Here is an 18,457-nt window from a genome sequence, read left to right on the forward strand (position 1 = left end):
CGTATTAAATTATACTATAAGTTACAATATTTTTTTATATTTTTTTAAACTTAATATTACAATTTATTTTATTAACGTGCTAATAATCTATTATAAGCGGTTTGCATTTGTGGGTCAAAACTACGAGTATATAAACCGTTAAAATATCCTTCATGATGCTTACTTGGATCTAATGGATCAGGTAATTGGCCATTTTTTGGAATATACACATGCTTTCAAATTTCTGCTGAAAAATTAGTACTAACTTCATCCATGGCTGCTTGTAAAGGTGAGGTATAACCAAATTCACTACTTAAATCAACTTGTGTTTGTTTTTGCATTATATAATTAATAAATTTAAAAGCTAAATCTTTATGAGGAGAATCTTTACTAATTACCATATCATCATTTCAAACATTAGTCCCCATATATGGTCTAACAATAAGGTACTTACCATTATAAGAATCAGGATCATCAGCAATTCCAGATAATAAATCACCATTATACATCATTGCTACATCCCACTTATTTTCATTACTAATTTCATCAACAATATCATCATTTAATAATTTTGTATTTTTGATAACTGGTTCTAACCAGTCGCTTGCATCTTTAATTTCAATTGGACTATGAGCATTAATATTATCACTAAATTCATTTCCTACTTGATTATATTGACCTGAACCGTTATTTTCTCCTCATTTATTTTTATAGTGTAAATCAGTAAGCGCAGTCATAAATAAGTTATGCATATCATCATTTAAAACGATACGTTTACCTAATTTTGCAGCATCTGTTAAAACACTTCATTGAACATTTGAACCATCAGCTTTAATACCAAGATCACTAAGATTATTTGTATTAGTAGTATTAATTACTAATACAACATCACCTCAAAAATAAGGAATACTATAACTATTTAAACCAAATTCATTTAAAATTCCATCACTATTTTCAACTCGATAATTATTCATTAATTCATATAAATCATGATTAATATCTTCTTTGGGATTAAAATCAATTCTACTATCATACTCAATATCACCTGCAGAATTTTTTGATGCAATTGGAAAAAGTCTATCTTCACTTGCTAATTTAGCCACCATATAATCACTAGGAACCATTACATCATAACTAGTAGTATACAATTTAGAATACAATGATTCATTATCATCAAAAGTTGAATATTTTATTTTAACTTGATATTTATTTTCAAATTCTTTTAAAATATTGGGATTCATATACTCGCCTCAATTAGCAATTGATAAATCATAAACATTAGTATAAATGTAGAAAGCACCCAAACTAATAAAACTTGATAATAAGATGATACTAATCATAATTAATTTTCACGGTCATAGTAAAAAACGATATTTCTCTCTTCTTGATTTTGAGCGTTCTTCTTTTAACTCTTTCTTTTTTTTAATCTTATTCTTTATATGTTCAATTCAAATTGATTCCATCTCAAGTTTTGCTTCAAGTTTAGAAATTTGATTAATAAGTTTCGGGTGATTTTTAATATAATCCTGAATTTTAATAATATCTTGCTCAGTTACAATTTCAAAATTACCATCACTATATAATGATTTACGTTTTCTACCTTTACTCTTAACCTTTTTATAGTTAAAACCATTTAATTGTAAATAATATTTAGTTAACAACTTCTCAGTTTTAATAATTTTTTTATCATGATAAATACCTTTATCAATTTTTTCATTACGTTGTTTAATTTGTTTTTTGCAAAGAACATAAGTATTTCAAGAAATAATAAGTACTGCAATTAATAAAATAATTATTGTTGAAAAAGCATTAATATAAGGCTTAATTCGTTTTAAAGAATAAATAAAAGTTGAAACGTTAGAAGTATTACCGCCAGTAAAATAAGAAATTAAAAAATCATCAAAACTCATAGCAAACGCAATAGCTGCTCCAGCAATAATTGCTGGTTTAATTGTTGGTAATACAATTTTGCGTAACGTATATCAAGGGGTCGCACCTAAATCTTGACTTGCTTCTAATTGTGACATATTTATTGATCTAATTTTTGGTAAAACAGTAATAATAACATAAGAAATATTAAAAGAAATATGAGCGAAAATTAATGTTCCAAGACCAAAACTAAAACCAAATGCCATAAATAATAACATTAAAGAAACAGCAGTAACAATATCAGCATTAACTAAAGGAATATTAGTAATCCCTAAAGTAATATTACGTGTTATTTTTTTTGTTTTACTTAAACCCAAAGCAGCAAACGTACCAATAATAACAGCAACAAAAGTAGAAATAAAAGCAACAATTAATGTTACACTAACCGATTCTCAAAGTTCACTTTGTTGAAATAAATCGTAATAAGGTTGCAATGATCAAGAATTTCAACTACGAACTGAATCGCCACTATTAAAAGAGAATATCATTAAAACTAAAATTGGAGTATAAAATAATAAAAAGATAATAGCTAAATAACTATTTTTAAAAAAAGATCTAATTAATTAATACCTCCTATTTTTTTACCAGTAGCTCAACTACCAATCGCTTTTAAAGTAAAAATAATAATTAAAACAATAATACCTAAAATAACAGAAATAGCAGCACCATAAGCAAAATTAGCACCACGATAAAAATATGATTCAATAATATTTGCAATTAAAATAGTTTTTCCTTCACAAATATATTTAACTACTACTAGTGAAGTCATAGCACTTAACATCATTAAAGTAAAACCAGAAACAATACCAGGCACTGAAAAACGAAAGGTAACTTTTCAAAATGTTTTCATCTTAGAAGCTCCTAAATCTTGACTTGCTTCTAATAAATTGCGATCTGTTTTTTCTAAAGAATTATAAATTGGTAAAATAACGAAAGGCATAAACATATAAACCATTGCTAAAATAATACCAATTGGAGTTCCTAATAAAACATTAGGACCTAAAATACTAAAAATAATTTGTAATCCAATTGTACGTAATAAAATGTTAATTCAAATTGGTAAAGTAACTAAAACTCAAATATTTTTTGAAGCAATTTTTGTTGACATAAAAGCCATAATATAAGCAATGGGATAACCAAAAATAACAGCAATTAAAGTGGCAACAAATGAATAACCAATTGAACGTAATAAAACCATAACATAACTATTTTCTTTAAAAAAATCATTAAAATTACTAAATGTAAAACGAAATATTCAAGCATTATTAGTTGCTTTAATAATTGAATATAAAATTACAATTAATAATGGCAATACAATTAAAATTACCATCACCAATAAATATGGATAAGCAAGCGTAACTCATGATTTAAAACCAAAATTTACTGATTTATCTTTGATTTTATTTTTAATAAAACTTATTTTTTGATTTGTTTTTTTTCAACATAACAATGCTTTTTTCTTTTTTACTCGTTTCATTTTCGATTTATTTTTTGCTACTTCTTGTAAAAAAAAATTATTTTTTTTAAGTTTAAACCATTTTTTAAATCTATACTTTTTTTTATTTTGATTATCAATGCTTTTTTCTGGATTTGAATTATTAACTAACATATCTTGTGATTTTAAAATTTGTGTTTTAATATTACGTTTAAACAAATTTTTCATTTTACTCTTCAATTTCCTTTCACATAACATGAATATCTTCAACATTTCATTTTAAACCAACACGGTTACCTACTTCAAAATTATCAGTAGTATGAACTATCCATTTGCGTTTATTAGTAATAATTTCAATTTCTCATAATAATCCTTTAAAAGCAATAGTTTTAATAGTTCCATCAAAAAAACCACTACCTGCATTAACTAAATCAATATCTTCTGGTCGAATAACAATATCAATATTACGTTCTTGTTCACCAAAACCAGTATCAGAGCATGCAAATTTTTTACCGTCAAAACGAACACAATAATCATTAACAAATACACCATTTTCAATAACATTCGAGCTACCAACAAACTGTGATGTTCATTTATTTTCAGGCTCATTGTAAATATCTTGTGGTGTCCCAATTTGTTGAATTTGACCTTGATTTAAAACAACTACCCGATCTGACATAATAAATGCTTCTTCTTGATCATGAGTAATAAAGATAAAAGTAATATTAATTTCTTCTTGAATTTTTTTTAATTCTACTTGCATTTGTTGACGTAATTTCAAATCCAAAGCAGCAAAAGGTTCATCTAATAATAAAATTTTAGGATTAAGAACTAATGCTCTAGCTACTGCTACTCTTTGTTTTTGACCACCAGATAAATCATTAACATCTTTATCTTCCATACCATTTAATTTAACCAAATCTAAAGCTTTTTTAACTTCTTTTTTGATTTTTTCACGATCAATTTTTCTTAACTTTAAACCATAAGCAATATTATCAAAAACATTTAAATGTGGAAATAAAGCATAATTTTGAAAAATAGTATTTATTTCTCTTTTATGAATTGGAATTTTAGTTAAATCCTTACCTTTAAACAATAATTGACCATTGTTTGGTTGTTCAAAACCAGCAATAATCCTTAATAATGTTGTTTTACCACAACCACTAGGACCAAGAATGGTAAGAAATTCACCTTCATGAATATTTAAACTAATTCCTTTTAAAACAACTTTACCATCATATTCTTTGGTAATATTACGTAATTCTAAAATATTTAAACTCATAATTTCCTCCTTTAAATGGTTTAAAAAATTGGTGGATTTGAAACTCATAAAATAGTTGCAATTGAATTATTGGGATTTTCTAAATAATGTTTTTCATTACCTTTAATATAAAATGCTTCATTAGCTACTGCTTTTACTCTAGTTGCACCATAATGAACAAATACTGTGCCACTTAATACATATCCAAAGATCTGACCTTGAAATGGCGGAATTTTATTTGAATTACCAAATGGTTTTAAAGTTAAAATTACTGGTTCTAATGTTAATTTTTGAGCATTAGGAATAATTCATTTTATTTGATAATCTTCTTCGTCACTAACAGTAACATCTTGTGATTTAAAAACTATTTTTTCTTTAACTTCACCAGCAAAAAAGGTTGATAATGGACAATCAAAAATATCTAAAATACTTTTTAGTGTTTCAATACTAGGTGAAGAAACATCATGCTCTAACTGACTAATAAATCCCTTTGATAAATCACAACGTTTCCCTAACTCTTCCATAGTTAAATTGTGTTTCAATCTTAAAGTTTTTAACTTTCTTCCAATTTTCATATTGATTATTTTCTCCTTTTGTTTATTTATACTAAACTTTAAGTTAAATAATACAAATAAAATTATATAATATTTTTTTAAAAAAACAATTATTTATTTTATGAATTTGTCAAGAAAAGTGGACAATTAAAGTAACGTTTTATTAAATTTTATAAAATAGTGTTTGTAAGTGTTAAATTTGTAGATATGAAGTAATTATTTGTTGATTTGGAATGAGCTAATCGATATTCGATTGGACTCATTCCTTTTAATTTTGTTTGAGGTCTATCGTTATTATAAAAGTAAATATATTTGGGTAAATTTTCTTTTATTCATTCAATAGTTCTGTTTTTTCTTAGAATTTGATATAGAAATTCTGTTTTCATTGTTCCAAATCAAGATTCAGTAGCACCATTATCACAAGAATTACCTCTTCTAGACATCGAAATTTTTATTTTTAATTCGTCACATAAGGTTTTATAAGAAGGATTTGTATAATGAAATCCTTGGTCTGATTGTAAAATTCATGAAGTAGGTTTTTGAGCATTAACTCAAGCTTGAATAATGTTTTGGACAACAAATGTCATATCTAAACTTGCGCTTATTTTATAATCTAATATTTCATTATTATGAAAATCTTTAACAATTGATAAATAATATGTTTTACCATTAGTCAATAAATAAGTTATATCAGTACCTAATTTTTGATTTAAATCAGTAGTTGAAAAATCACGATTTAATAGACTTCTTGCAAAACCTATCTATTAAAAATTTAATTTTTAAAATAAAATTAAAAATAAAAAAGATAGGTAATCTATGATGTTTGATAAATTAAAAACTATTAACAATCCAGAATTATTAAGATTAACTGGTATAAATGATATTATTTTTAATAAAATTCTAGAAATTTTAAAGACAGAAGAAGTAAAAAAGTTTAAAAATGGTGGTACACCTAATAAATTATCATTAGAAAATCGTTTATTAATGACTTTAGAATATTGAAGAGAGTATCGAACTTATTTTCATATTGCTAAAAGTTATGGAATTAGTGAAAGTAGTTGCTATAGGAATATCAAGTGAATAGAAAATACTTTAATAAAACATCCTGATTTTCAACAACTTGATGGGCAAAAATCACTGTTAAATAATAATTTTAAAGATAAAACAGTTATCATTGATGTGACTGAAAGTACTATTCAACGCCCAAAAAAAGTCAAAAACAATATTATTCAGGAAAAAAGAAAAAACATACAATAAAAACTCAAGTCATAATTGAAAAAGATAGTAAAAAAATTATAAGTTCTTATTTTTCTTATGGTAAAAATCATGATTTTAAAATTTTAAAAAATTCAAAAACGAAATTTTTATCAGAAACAACTATTTTAGTAGATTTAGGATATCAAGGTATACAAAACATACATAAAAATGTCTTATTACCTAAACGAAAATCAAAGAAAAACCCTTTAACTAAAGAAGAAAAGAAAAATAATAAGGCTATTTCAAAAATGAGAGTTGTTATTGAACATGTTTTTGCGATTCTTAAAAAATTTAAAATTATTAGTGAAAAATATCGAAATAGAAGAAAAAAATTTGCATTAAGATTTAATTTAATAGCTTCAATTTATAATTTACAATTATTAATTTAAATATATTTGATAATTTAATATTTTATTTTTTTTATTTGAAATAATAATTTTTGTTGTATTTTAATGACAAAAAATAAAACATATTTTGGACATATTCCGTAATTAAATTTAATTAATTGTCAATAAAATTGTGTTAAAACTATTTAGTGTTATTGAATATAGAAATAAATATTTTTTGAAAAAATAGTTTAAAAAATGAGTTTACATTTTAAACAAAAAATTGTTAATAATATTTTTATATTAACTTGATAAAAATTTAAATTTTAAAAAAATATTTTTAATATTTTTTTTATTTTAATGGTTTTATTTTATTAAAAATTTCACAAAGTAAGTTAAATCTTAAGTACATAAGTCTAAATTTAGATTTTCTACATTTATTTACTAAAATTTTGAATCTTTTCAATCAAGCAAAGACATGTTCAACTTTAATTCTAATTTTAGATACAATCTTATTGTATTTTCTTTCTTGTTTAGTTAATTTTTTATTTTTAGTTCTTTTAATTGGTATTATTGTATTTTTATAAATATTTTGTATACCTTGATATCCTAAATCACCAATAATTATTGTTTTTTCTGAAAATTCAAGATTTGAATTTTTTAATATTTGAAAATCATGCACTTTACCATTATCAGCAAAAATATCAACAATTTTTTTATTAAAAAAATCATATACAATTTGAAATTTTATAGAATACATTCAACTTTTACCAGAAAAATATTCTAACTGTAGTTTTTTTTAGTTGGTCTTTCAATTTCAATCTCAGTTGAATCAATTAAATAAAATTGAAATTCATTTGAATTTTCTTGTTTTTTATCAATTTTTAATTTATATCTTTCTTTTAAAAATTGGTAATCTTTGTGGTTACTAAGTTTATTTTCTACTCAAGTAATATTTCGAAAACAACTTGATGGGCTCATTTTAGATTTAATACTCATTTGAAAAAAAGTATAATATTCTTTTCAGTATAATAAAGTCATCATTAATCTTTCTTCTACTGAAAGTTTATTTTTTCGACCTTTATTTTTTTCTAATTTTTCTATTTCAATTAATTTTTCTAACATTTCATTAAAATGAAAACGTTTTATACCAAAATATCTATAAAATTCTTCATTTTTTAATTTTTTTAAATTTTCAAAAATCATTTTTATCAACACTTTTCTAAATTTATTGTTAATAACAAAATTATAAAATAAATTTTAAAATTATTAATTGACTTTTAAAAAATTTAATTACGGAATATGTCTTTTGAACAATAATTTTTAAAAAATATTAAAAGTGTTATTAAAATAAATTTTTAAACTTAAAAAATGTGATTAATATCATAGTTTTGCAAGAAGTCTAATAAATTATCATATCTTAAACTTCCTGATTTAGTTTTATAATCAAATTTCTTTATGCGAACCTTAGCTTTTAAACCCATATTTCTCATATATCTATATACAACATGAAATTTTAATTTTAAATTATAAATTTTGTTAATTAATAAAGTTATCATTTTATAACCATAAATTTCTTTAAATTCATAAAAAATATTTTTAATTATATTAGCTAAAAATTTATCTCATTTATTAAATTCATTCATTCCGTTTTTAATTCATTTGTAATATCCTGATTTTGAAACCTTTAAAAATCAACATAAATAACTAATCTGATATTTTTTCTTCAAGGAGAAAATCAGAAAATATTTCTTCTTTTTTGTCGATTTTTCTAAAGACATATTCCGTAATTAAATTTTTTAAAAGTCAATTAATAATTTTAAAATTTATTTTATAATTTTGTTATTAACAATAAATTTAGAAAAGTGTTGATAAAAATGATTTTTGAAAATTTAAAAAAATTAAAAAATGAAGAATTTTATAGATATTTTGGTATAAAACGTTTTCATTTTAATGAAATGTTAGAAAAATTAATTGAAATAGAAAAATTAGAAAAAAATAAAGGTCGAAAAAATAAACTTTCAGTAGAAGAAAGATTAATGATGACTTTATTATACTGAAAAGAATATTATACTTTTTTTCAAATGAGTATTAAATCTAAAATGAGCCCATCAAGTTGTTTTCGAAATATTACTTGAGTAGAAAATAAACTTAGTAACCACAAAGATTACCAATTTTTAAAAGAAAGATATAAATTAAAAATTGATAAAAAACAAGAAAATTCAAATGAATTTCAATTTTATTTAATTGATTCAACTGAGATTGAAATTGAAAGACCAACTAAAAAAAACTACAGTTAGAATATTTTTCTGGTAAAAGTTGAATGTATTCTATAAAATTTCAAATTGTATATGATTTTTTTAATAAAAAAATTGTTGATATTTTTGCTGATAATGGTAAAGTGCATGATTTTCAAATATTAAAAAATTCAAATCTTGAATTTTCAGAAAAAACAATAATTATTGGTGATTTAGGATATCAAGGTATACAAAATATTTATAAAAATACAATAATACCAATTAAAAGAACTAAAAATAAAAAATTAACTAAACAAGAAAGAAAATACAATAAGATTGTATCTAAAATTAGAATTAAAGTTGAACATGTCTTTGCTTGATTGAAAAGATTCAAAATTTTAGTAAATAAATGTAGAAAATCTAAATTTAGACTTATGTACTTAAGATTTAACTTACTTTGTGAAATTTTTAATAAAATAAAACCATTAAAATAAAAAAAATATTAAAAATATTTTTTTAAAATTTAAATTTTTATCGAGTTAATATAAAAATATTATTAACAATTTTTTGTTTAAAATGTAAACTCATTTTTTAAACTATTTTTTCAAAAAATATTTATTTCTATATTCAATAACACTAAATAGTTTTAAAACAATTTTATTGACAATTAATTAAATTTAATTACGGAATATGTCCTAAATACTTTTTTATATCGTTCATTACCTCAATATATTGAATTAATTCTTGTTTTGTCATTTCATTAAAATTTAAAGATTTGGTTCGACCTGTTCTTTTGGTTTTTTTAGCACGAATTCCATTGCCATATTCTAAACCTTCTTCACCTAATAATTTGTATGCTTTAATTCATTCTTTTATTGATGATCGGCCAATACCATATTCTAATGCAGTTTTATCAATCGTTTTAATTTTACTTATTTTTATTATTTTTAACTTTTCTTATTTTGATAGTCATTTAGCCATAAAAAAAATTAACACCTTCCTTAAAGTATTTTTAACACAAAGGTTACAATTCTGTGTCTACTTTATTCTAGATGTTCATTTTTAACGCAGCCGCTTTTTTATTAGGTGATGTTTTTAACTTTAATCTATCTAAATGACTAATCTTTGTTTGACTTTTTTCTTTATTCATAAATTTTCTCCATTCAAATTAATAATCTTATTTAATTTTATTATATGACCAAGTTCTCCATTAATACCTAATATTTTAACTATTAATAAATTCATTATTTAAATAACATAGTTATTCGAAAATTATTATTTTTATTTATTTTACTGTTTTATTTAACATATCTTTTTATCTTTTTTTTCTCTAAAACTTTAATTTAATAAAAATTATAGTTTATTTTTTTAGTCTATCAATAAATATGCTTATTACTAATTTTATTAACACTATAAAATTTAATTAAATATTATCATCTTAATAAAAAGACTTTCATTTTATTTAAAAAACCAATATTAATAGAATAATATATTAATATTATTCATTTTTCCAGTCCAATTAATTACACGACACTATCTTAATTTTTAATTTGATATAATTATAAAAAGAGTAAGTATATTAAAAATAGATTGGGGTATTTTTATGATAGAGGAAATAAATTCTAGTTCAGTGAAAGAACCAAAAATTTATCGTATTGGTCTATATAGCAAATTAACAATTCTTATTAATGGCCTTCTAATTACTACGAGTTTAATGATAGGTTGGGCTTTATGAGCAACTATTGGTCGAGATGCAATTGATAACTATATTAAATGATTCAATAATCGACAACAACCTAATTCTAATTTACAAATTAGTTTCAATATAATAAGTATTATTGTTTTCATAGTCTCTGGTTTATCTTTAGCATTAGTAGTCGTACCTTTTATTTTTTTAAAAACTAAAAATAGTGTATCAGCACTTTTTTGTTTAATAAGTTTTATTTTTTCAGCAATATTTGTTATCTTTCTTATTGTATTTTTTATTTTTAGATTTAAAACTTTTACTTTCTTAGCTAATAAAAAAGACGGCGAAATAATAAATACAACTGGTAACTTTCTAATAGCTTTTTTACCATGAATGTTGGCTGAACTATTTGCAATACTTTTATTAATCCACAGTCTCTGATTAATTATTAATATTACCTCTAAATACAAATCAAATACACTATTAATGCCTATTGCTAAACCAAAAGCAAAACAAGAAACAGTAATAGCAAAACAAGAAGTTGATGATACGATAACGCTTCCTAACGTCGTACCAATACCAGTACCTCAAAATAATGAAGAACAACAAGTAGCAAACCAAGAAACTAACAATACTGTTCTTAAGCAAGATCTAACACAAGAAAAAATAATCACTAACCCTTCAACAGCAACTGTCCATTATACTAATCATGAACTATCACAAACACCAACGCAAGGTGCTTATCATGCCGAAACTGTTTCACCAACACCAGGTATTCTTACTAATCTTAAATCCGAATCTATTACAAATGAAGAAGAAATAAATGATAATATCGAAAATGCAACAATATATTCAGAACCAACAGTTGAAAAAACAAGTGTAGAAGATACAACAATATATTCAAAATCACCAACAACAGAAAGTAATATTAATAGCGAAACTAATTACCAACCAAAAAATCAAGGTGGTTTTGATGTTAAAGACAGTAGTTATTCTGAATCTGAAATATCTAATTTTAATGAACAAGCAACAACAATAACTGTTGAAGAAACACAACCAATAATAGATAAAACAAACACAAACACAAAAAAAGAAACAATTGAAGTGCAAAAAGTTACTACTCACCATTGAACATTAGAACAAATTGAAGCTGTTTGAGAAAAAGCGGAAATAATTGATGGTGTTAGTGATAAATTATATCGTAAAGATTATGGTGGTGCTTGAATGTTTCGTGATTCATTTACCACTGATTATAGCGCAGCAGATAACTTAGAAACTTACTCTTGAACTATTGTTCTACATCGTCCTACTAGTCAACAAGGAACAACTGAATTATATAATCTAGATCCAATGAATATTGTTAATGCAAAAAGTAAAGGTGAAAATTACCCTTCTTGAAAAACTAAAATTTCTTCAAAAGGAAATAAAAATATTGCAAAAGAACAACATTGAAAAGCACGAACATAAATATAATAAAAAAGATTTATTTTAAAATAAATATAGTATCATTTATTTATGAATACACAAACTACCATTGAACATTTATATATAGAAATACCTAATTTTAAACATGAAGTAAATACTAACTATTCTTATTTTATAGAAAGCATTAAAAAAGAATTAACAAAAATAATAAATAAATACCAATTAAAGTTAAAAACAATTTATCTTGCTAACAAAAATAAGTCAGTTTTACCAATTAATTTTTTAGAACAACTATTAATAATACTTAAACCATTAACAACCACTATCAAAGAATACAACTTTGAATGTACTATTAATAATACCAATTTCACAACTCTACAATTATTTTCCAAATTTCAAATTAATCGTTTAATTTGAAAAATAATTAGTTTTCAAAATCAATTAAATAACAAATTTAATTGTCAACAAAGTATAAAAATTATTAATGATGCTATTAACTTAAAAATTAATAATTTCTCAATTGATTTAAAATATAATCTTCCTCATCAAACAGTAATTGATGTTAATAATGATTTACAAATATGTATGCAATTAAAAACACCTCATATTAGCTATGATAGTTATAATCACAAACAAAATCTTACTATTAAAAGATACATTAATAATTTCTTAAAAAAGCACAAATATGATAACTATGAATACTATAGTTATAGTAAAAATACTAATAATCAATCAAAATATATTATTGCATATTGTTTATTAGAAAACTATTATGGAATTGGTCCAAATGCTGTTTCATATATTAAAACAGAAGATAAAGCAATAATAATTACTAATAGCAATAACATTAATAATAACAATCAAAAAAATAGTATTTTATCAACAAATGAAATTTTAATCCAAAAATTAATACAAGGTTTATTACTAAAAAAGGGAATAAAATTTAACAAAAATGATAATATTCTAGAGCAGCCACTGATTAGTAAATTAATCAAAAATAAACAAATAAAAATAAAAAATAATCATTTATCTTGCACAAATAGTTCCTGATTATTGTTAAATGATTTAATAGTTGATATTATAACTAATACTACTATTTAAATTTATATATCAAGGAGTGAATAAATATGGAATTCAATGAAAAATTGCTAAAAGAAAAATATTTTCCGCAAGCATTAACAAAAATAAAAGAAATTGTTAAAATTCAATCATATGCTCAACCACCCACAACAGCAGCACCTTATGGGCCTGGTGTTAAGGAAGTATTAGATTATGCTATTAATTTAGGACAAGAATTAGGTTTTAAAACTTATCGTGATAAAAAAAATAAGTATGGATATTTAGAATATGGTGATGGTAAAGAAATATTTGCCATGTTAGGTCATCTTGATGTTGTACCACCAGGTAATTTAGAAGAATGAAAAATTCCACCTTTTTCGCCAGAAATTATTAATGATATTTTATATGGACGAGGTGTATTAGATGATAAAGGTCCAACAATTATTATTCTATACTGTTTAAAATATTTAAAAGATCATGGCTATCAACCAAATCGTCGAATTAGAGTTATCTTTGGTTTAACTGAAGAAACAACATGAGATTCAATTAACACATATATGAAGCAAGAAGGTACTCCAACTTTTGGTTTTACTCCTGATGGTATGTTTCCGCTAGTATATGCTGAAAAAGGAATTATTAACTTAGATATTATTGGTACAGGTCATAAATCCATTGTTATTAATGCAGGTGATGCTTACAATGTCACTTGTTCTACTAGTAATATTAATGGTGTTGATATTGAATCATTTGTTAAAATTGGGAAAAATAAGAAATATCGAATTGAAAATAATAATCAACAAATTACCATTCATGGTAAACCAGCACATGGGTCACGACCAGATGAAGGAATTAATGCAGGATTAAGAAGTTTATTAATTTTAAATGAACTTAAAGTTGAACATAATCTAATTAAATTTGTTGGTGATATTTTACAAGAAGATACTGCTTTAACAAAATATTTTGGTGATTTAGATGATGAATCTGGAAGTTTTACTATTAATGTTGGCATTGTTGAAATTAATAGCAAAAGTTCAAAATTAGGATGTAATATCCGTATTCCAGTTAAAACTGATTTACAAGAAATTTTAAATAGATTAATAAAAATATTAAAACCTTATAATTTAACAATAAAACAACAACATTATGATAAACCATTATATATGCCACAAGAATCAACAATTGTTATTAAATTAATGGAAATTTATCAAGAAGTTACTGGTGATAAAAAAGCAAAACCAATTGCAATTGGTGGTGGAACTTATGCTAGAGCAATGCCAAATTGTGTAGCATTTGGTGCGATATTTGATCATACTAACTCAACTGAACATCAATATAATGAATGTATTAAAGTTGACGAATTATGAAAATCAATGTTAATTTATGTACGTGCTATTAGTACACTGGGAAGTTTAGAAATTGATAAATTATAAAAAAAGTTAGAATAGTTTATTCTAACTTTTTATATTTTCATTCAAATAAATTTTATGCAATTGAAGGAGTTCTAGGACAACCAACAAAAGCAGGACCATTAATACTATTAATAACACTTACCAATTCATCATTAAAGTTATTACTTAATTGTCGTTCATCACTACTATTAATACTCATATAATTACTATTAGTTACTATTTCCTCTAATTCATTATTTGGAGTAGACGTAAAAAATTTCTGTCATTGTTTTTTAGCATATTTATTTAATACTTTATTACCAATAGTATCATTGATAATTAAACCAAACATAATAGCAAACATTGGAACTTGAAAAAATGTAGATTCAAATTCTGGTAATCTATCAGCAGTATACATAACAGCTGCAGTTTTAATTGCATTATCTATTATAGTTGCTATTACCATTGCTGTTAAATAACCACCACTTTTTAAAAGACTCATACATTTTGATTGTTGAAAAAGTAATGATTCTAACTCATCATTTTCATTATTATTATTTAAACAGTTAAAATATCTTTTGAAAGCAAACCACATATGTGTTTTTGTTAAATATTCTATACCCTTATCTATTAAGATAGAAGTATAACATAAAACTTCTGCTCGTATAATTGTGAATTTGTCAAGAAAAGTGGACAATTAAAGTAACCTTTTATTAAATTTTATAAAATAGTGTTTGTAAGTGTTAAATTTGTAGATATGAAGTAATTATTTGTTGATTTAGAATGAGCTAATCGATATTCGATTGGACTCATTCCTTTTAATTTTGTTTGAGGTCTATCGTTATTATAAAAGTAAATATATTTGGGTAAATTTTCTTTTATTCATTCAATAGTTCTGTTTTTTCTTAGAATTTGATATAGAAATTCTGTTTTCATTGTTCCAAATCAAGATTCAGTAGCACCATTATCACAAGAATTACCTCTTCTAGACATCGAAATTTTTATTTTTAATTCGTCACATAAGGTTTTATAAGAAGGATTTGTATAATGAAATCCTTGGTCTGATTGTAAAATTCATGAAGTAGGTTTTTGAGCATTAACTCAAGCTTGAATAATGTTTTGGACAACAAATGTCATATCTAAACTTGCGCTTATTTTATAATCTAATATTTCATTATTATGAAAATCTTTAACAATTGATAAATAATATGTTTTACCATTAGTCAATAAATAAGTTATATCAGTACCTAATTTTTGATTTAAATCAGTAGTTGAAAAATCACGATTTAATAAATTATCATATCTTAAACTTCCTGATTTAGTTTTATAATCAAATTTCTTTATGCGAACCTTAGCTTTTAAACCCATATTTCTCATATATCTATATACAACATGAAATTTTAATTTTAAATTATAAATTTTGTTAATTAATAAAGTTATCATTTTATAACCATAAATTTCGTTAAATTCATAAAAAATATTTTTAATTATATTAGCTAAAAATTTATCTCATTTATTAAATTCATTCATTCCGTTTTTAATTCATTTGTAATATCCTGATTTTGAAACCTTTAAAAATCAACATAAATAACTAATCTGATATTTTTTCTTCAAGGAGAAAATCAGAAAATATTTCTTCTTTTTTGTCGATTTTTCTAAATACTTTTTTATATCGTTCATTACCTCAATATATTAGACTTCTTGCAAAACCTATCTATTAAAAATTTAATTTTTAAAATAAAATTAAAAATAAAAAAGATAGGTAATCTATGATGTTTGATAAATTAAAAACTATTAACAATCCAGAATTATTAAGATTAACTGGTATAAATGATATTATTTTTAATAAAATTCTAAAAATTTTAAAGACAGAAGAAGTAAAAAAAGTTTAAAAATGGTGGTACACCTAATAAATTATCATTAGAAAATCGTTTATTAATGACTTTAGAATATTGAAGAGAGTATCGAACTTATTTTCATATTGCTAAAAGTTATGGAATTAGTGAAAGTAGTTGCTATAGGAATATCAAGTGAATAGAAAATACTTTAATAAAACATCCTGATTTTCAACAACTTGATGGGCAAAAATCACTGTTAAATAATAATTTTAAAGATAAAACAGTTATCATTGATGTGACTGAAAGTACTATTCAACGCCCAAAAAAAGTCAAAAACAATATTATTCAGGAAAAAAGAAAAAACATACAATAAAAACTCAAGTCATAATTGAAAAAGATAAGACATATTCCGTAATTAAATTTTTTAAAAGTCAATTAATAATTTTAAAATTTATTTTATAATTTTGTTATTAACAATAAATTTAGAAAAGTGTTGATAAAAATGATTTTTGAAAATTTAAAAAAATTAAAAAATGAAGAATTTTATAGATATTTTGGTATAAAACGTTTTCATTTTAATGAAATGTTAGAAAAATTAATTGAAATAGAAAAATTAGAAAAAAATAAAGGTCGAAAAAATAAACTTTCAGTAGAAGAAAGATTAATGATGACTTTATTATACTGAAAAGAATATTATACTTTTTTTCAAATGAGTATTAAATCTAAAATGAGCCCATCAAGTTGTTTTCGAAATATTACTTGAGTAGAAAATAAACTTAGTAACCACAAAGATTACCAATTTTTAAAAGAAAGATATAAATTAAAAATTGATAAAAAACAAGAAAATTCAAATGAATTTCAATTTTATTTAATTGATTCAACTGAGATTGAAATTGAAAGACCAACTAAAAAAAACTACAGTTAGAATATTTTTCTGGTAAAAGTTGAATGTATTCTATAAAATTTCAAATTGTATATGATTTTTTTAATAAAAAAATTGTTGATATTTTTGCTGATAATGGTAAAGTGCATGATTTTCAAATATTAAAAAATTCAAATCTTGAATTTTCAGAAAAAAAAATAATTATTGGTGATTTAGGATATCAAGGTATACAAAATATTTATAAAAATACAATAATACCAATTAAAAGAACTAAAAATAAAAAATTAACTAAACAAGAAAGAAAATACAATAAGATTGTATCTAAAATTAGAATTAAAGTTGAACATGTCTTTGCTTGATTGAAAAGATTCAAAATTTTAGTAAATAAATGTAGAAAATCTAAATTTAGACTTATGTACTTAAGATTTAACTTACTTTGTGAAATTTTTAATAAAATAAAACCATTAAAATAAAAAAAATATTAAAAATATTTTTTTAAAATTTAAATTTTTATCGAGTTAATATAAAAATATTATTAACAATTTTTTGTTTAAAATGTAAACTCATTTTTTAAACTATTTTTTCAAAAAATATTTATTTCTATATTCAATAACACTAAATAGTTTTAAAACAATTTTATTGACAATTAATTAAATTTAATTACGGAATATGTCCATAGTAAAAAAATTATAAGTTCTTATTTTTCTTATGGTAAAAATCATGATTTTAAAATTTTAAAAAATTCAAAAACGAAATTTTTATCAGAAACAACTATTTTAGTAGATTTAGGATATCAAGGTATACAAAACATACATAAAAATGTCTTATTACCTAAACGAAAATCAAAGAAAAACCCTTTAACTAAAGAAGAAAAGAAAAATAATAAGGCTATTTCAAAAATGAGAGTTGTTATTGAACATGTTTTTGCGATTCTTAAAAAATTTAAAATTATTAGTGAAAAATATCGAAATAGAAGAAAAAAATTTGCATTAAGATTTAATTTAATAGCTTCAATTTATAATTTACAATTATTAATTTAAATATATTTGATAATTTAATATTTTATTTTTTTATTTGAAATAATAATTTTTGTTGTATTTTAATGACAAAAAATAAAACATATTTTGAACAATAATTTTTAAAAAATATTAAAAGTGTTATTAAAATAAATTTTTAAACTTAAAAAATGTGATTAATAT

Annotated in this window: 22 protein-coding genes; 11 read left to right on the forward strand and 11 right to left on the reverse strand. The window is 22.4% G+C overall.

All coding sequences use genetic code 4. The annotated features are described in order from the left end of the window. Positions 1-71: 71 nt before the first annotated feature. The 5 genes from AACL24_RS02845 to AACL24_RS02865 all read right to left on the reverse strand — a co-directional run bounded on the left by AACL24_RS02845 (position 72) and on the right by AACL24_RS02865 (position 5,919). Positions 72-2,396: an extracellular solute-binding protein gene (locus AACL24_RS02845; RefSeq protein WP_339048522.1), complete on the reverse strand. Its 2,325-nt coding sequence runs from the start codon at positions 2,394-2,396 to the stop codon at positions 72-74. Between the two features lie 71 nt (positions 2,397-2,467). Next, on the reverse strand, positions 2,468-3,562 hold the full coding sequence (gene potB, locus AACL24_RS02850; protein WP_339048524.1) for a spermidine/putrescine ABC transporter permease: 1,095 nt from the start codon (positions 3,560-3,562) through the stop codon (positions 2,468-2,470). A gap of 10 nt (positions 3,563-3,572) precedes the next feature. Then, on the reverse strand, positions 3,573-4,625 hold the full coding sequence (gene potA, locus AACL24_RS02855) for a spermidine/putrescine ABC transporter ATP-binding protein (protein ID WP_339048526.1): 1,053 nt from the start codon (positions 4,623-4,625) through the stop codon (positions 3,573-3,575). Positions 4,626-4,645: 20 nt separating this feature from the next. Continuing rightward, entirely contained in the window at positions 4,646-5,179 is a 534-nt protein-coding gene (locus AACL24_RS02860) for a helix-turn-helix domain-containing protein (protein WP_174481534.1), read from the reverse strand. Between the two features lie 149 nt (positions 5,180-5,328). Further along, positions 5,329-5,919: an IS3 family transposase gene (locus AACL24_RS02865; RefSeq protein ID WP_339049371.1), complete on the reverse strand. Its 591-nt coding sequence runs from the start codon at positions 5,917-5,919 to the stop codon at positions 5,329-5,331. A 55-nt stretch (positions 5,920-5,974) separates the two neighbouring features. On the opposite strand from AACL24_RS02865, the gene AACL24_RS02870 reads away from it, so the two are divergent. Then, a protein-coding gene (locus AACL24_RS02870; RefSeq protein WP_339045885.1) for an IS5 family transposase occupies positions 5,975-6,804 on the forward strand; the annotation gives its coding sequence in 2 pieces (ribosomal slippage) (positions 5,975-6,371 and positions 6,371-6,804; 831 coding nt in all). A 289-nt stretch (positions 6,805-7,093) separates the two neighbouring features. Here AACL24_RS02870 and AACL24_RS02875 read toward each other — a convergent pair. The 3 genes from AACL24_RS02875 to AACL24_RS02885 form a co-directional block, all read right to left on the reverse strand. After that, a complete protein-coding gene (locus AACL24_RS02875) occupies positions 7,094-7,501 on the reverse strand; it encodes a transposase family protein (protein WP_339045908.1) in 408 nt (135 codons plus the stop codon). Between the two features lie 23 nt (positions 7,502-7,524). Then, positions 7,525-7,947, reverse strand: coding sequence for a transposase family protein (locus AACL24_RS02880; RefSeq protein ID WP_339045912.1), 423 nt, complete (start codon positions 7,945-7,947; stop codon positions 7,525-7,527). 158 nt (positions 7,948-8,105) lie between these two features. After that, positions 8,106-8,522, reverse strand: a complete 417-nt coding sequence (locus AACL24_RS02885; protein WP_339048529.1) for an IS3 family transposase — start codon at positions 8,520-8,522, stop codon at positions 8,106-8,108. Positions 8,523-8,618: 96 nt separating this feature from the next. Here AACL24_RS02885 and AACL24_RS02890 point away from each other — a divergent pair, with 96 nt between their 5' ends. Continuing rightward, complete coding sequence (locus AACL24_RS02890) at positions 8,619-9,041, forward strand: transposase family protein (RefSeq protein ID WP_339045912.1); 423 nt, start codon at positions 8,619-8,621, stop codon at positions 9,039-9,041. A 23-nt stretch (positions 9,042-9,064) separates the two neighbouring features. Then, the gene (locus tag AACL24_RS02895; RefSeq protein WP_339045908.1) at positions 9,065-9,472 is read left to right on the forward strand and encodes a transposase family protein; all 408 of its coding nucleotides are present in this window, start codon (positions 9,065-9,067) and stop codon (positions 9,470-9,472) included. A 1,270-nt stretch (positions 9,473-10,742) separates the two neighbouring features. On the opposite strand, the gene AACL24_RS02900 is transcribed toward AACL24_RS02895, so the two are convergent. Beyond that, complete coding sequence (locus tag AACL24_RS02900; RefSeq protein ID WP_339048531.1) at positions 10,743-11,135, reverse strand: hypothetical protein; 393 nt, start codon at positions 11,133-11,135, stop codon at positions 10,743-10,745. Positions 11,136-11,151: 16 nt separating this feature from the next. Here AACL24_RS02900 and AACL24_RS02905 point away from each other — a divergent pair, with 16 nt between their 5' ends. Genes AACL24_RS02905 through AACL24_RS02915 form a run of 3 tightly spaced genes read left to right on the forward strand, consistent with a single transcriptional unit; the run spans position 11,152 to position 14,579 of the window. Next, the gene (locus AACL24_RS02905) at positions 11,152-12,132 is read left to right on the forward strand and encodes a hypothetical protein (protein WP_339048533.1); all 981 of its coding nucleotides are present in this window, start codon (positions 11,152-11,154) and stop codon (positions 12,130-12,132) included. A 48-nt stretch (positions 12,133-12,180) separates the two neighbouring features. Beyond that, the gene (locus AACL24_RS02910) at positions 12,181-13,191 is read left to right on the forward strand and encodes a hypothetical protein (RefSeq protein WP_252319271.1); all 1,011 of its coding nucleotides are present in this window, start codon (positions 12,181-12,183) and stop codon (positions 13,189-13,191) included. Positions 13,192-13,217: 26 nt separating this feature from the next. Beyond that, complete coding sequence (locus AACL24_RS02915) at positions 13,218-14,579, forward strand: Sapep family Mn(2+)-dependent dipeptidase (RefSeq protein WP_339048536.1); 1,362 nt, start codon at positions 13,218-13,220, stop codon at positions 14,577-14,579. Positions 14,580-14,631: 52 nt separating this feature from the next. Here AACL24_RS02915 and AACL24_RS02920 read toward each other — a convergent pair whose 3' ends face one another. Both AACL24_RS02920 and AACL24_RS02925 read right to left on the reverse strand, forming a co-directional pair. Beyond that, the gene (locus AACL24_RS02920; protein WP_339048538.1) at positions 14,632-15,132 is read right to left on the reverse strand and encodes a hypothetical protein; all 501 of its coding nucleotides are present in this window, start codon (positions 15,130-15,132) and stop codon (positions 14,632-14,634) included. A 125-nt stretch (positions 15,133-15,257) separates the two neighbouring features. Continuing rightward, entirely contained in the window at positions 15,258-16,217 is a 960-nt protein-coding gene (locus tag AACL24_RS02925; protein ID WP_339048540.1) for an IS3 family transposase, read from the reverse strand. Positions 16,218-16,306: 89 nt separating this feature from the next. Between AACL24_RS02925 and AACL24_RS15480 the strand changes: the two genes are divergently transcribed. The 5 genes from AACL24_RS15480 (at position 16,307) to AACL24_RS02945 (ending at position 18,298) form a co-directional block, all read left to right on the forward strand. Beyond that, positions 16,307-16,429, forward strand: a complete 123-nt coding sequence (locus tag AACL24_RS15480; protein ID WP_422398061.1) for a hypothetical protein — start codon at positions 16,307-16,309, stop codon at positions 16,427-16,429. Between the two features lie 46 nt (positions 16,430-16,475). After that, entirely contained in the window at positions 16,476-16,748 is a 273-nt protein-coding gene (locus AACL24_RS15485) for a transposase family protein (protein WP_339048287.1), read from the forward strand. Between the two features lie 129 nt (positions 16,749-16,877). Continuing rightward, a complete protein-coding gene (locus AACL24_RS02935) occupies positions 16,878-17,300 on the forward strand; it encodes a transposase family protein (protein ID WP_339045912.1) in 423 nt (140 codons plus the stop codon). A gap of 23 nt (positions 17,301-17,323) precedes the next feature. Beyond that, positions 17,324-17,731 (forward strand): transposase family protein, encoded by a 408-nt coding sequence (locus AACL24_RS02940; RefSeq protein ID WP_339048543.1) that lies wholly within the window; start codon positions 17,324-17,326, stop codon positions 17,729-17,731. Between the two features lie 216 nt (positions 17,732-17,947). Then, entirely contained in the window at positions 17,948-18,298 is a 351-nt protein-coding gene (locus AACL24_RS02945; RefSeq protein WP_339049372.1) for a transposase family protein, read from the forward strand. Positions 18,299-18,457 lie beyond the last annotated feature (159 nt).

Source organism: Spiroplasma endosymbiont of Colias croceus (genome assembly GCF_964020095.1).
Lineage (GTDB): Bacteria > Bacillota_I > Bacilli_A > Mycoplasmatales > VBWQ01 > Spiroplasma_E.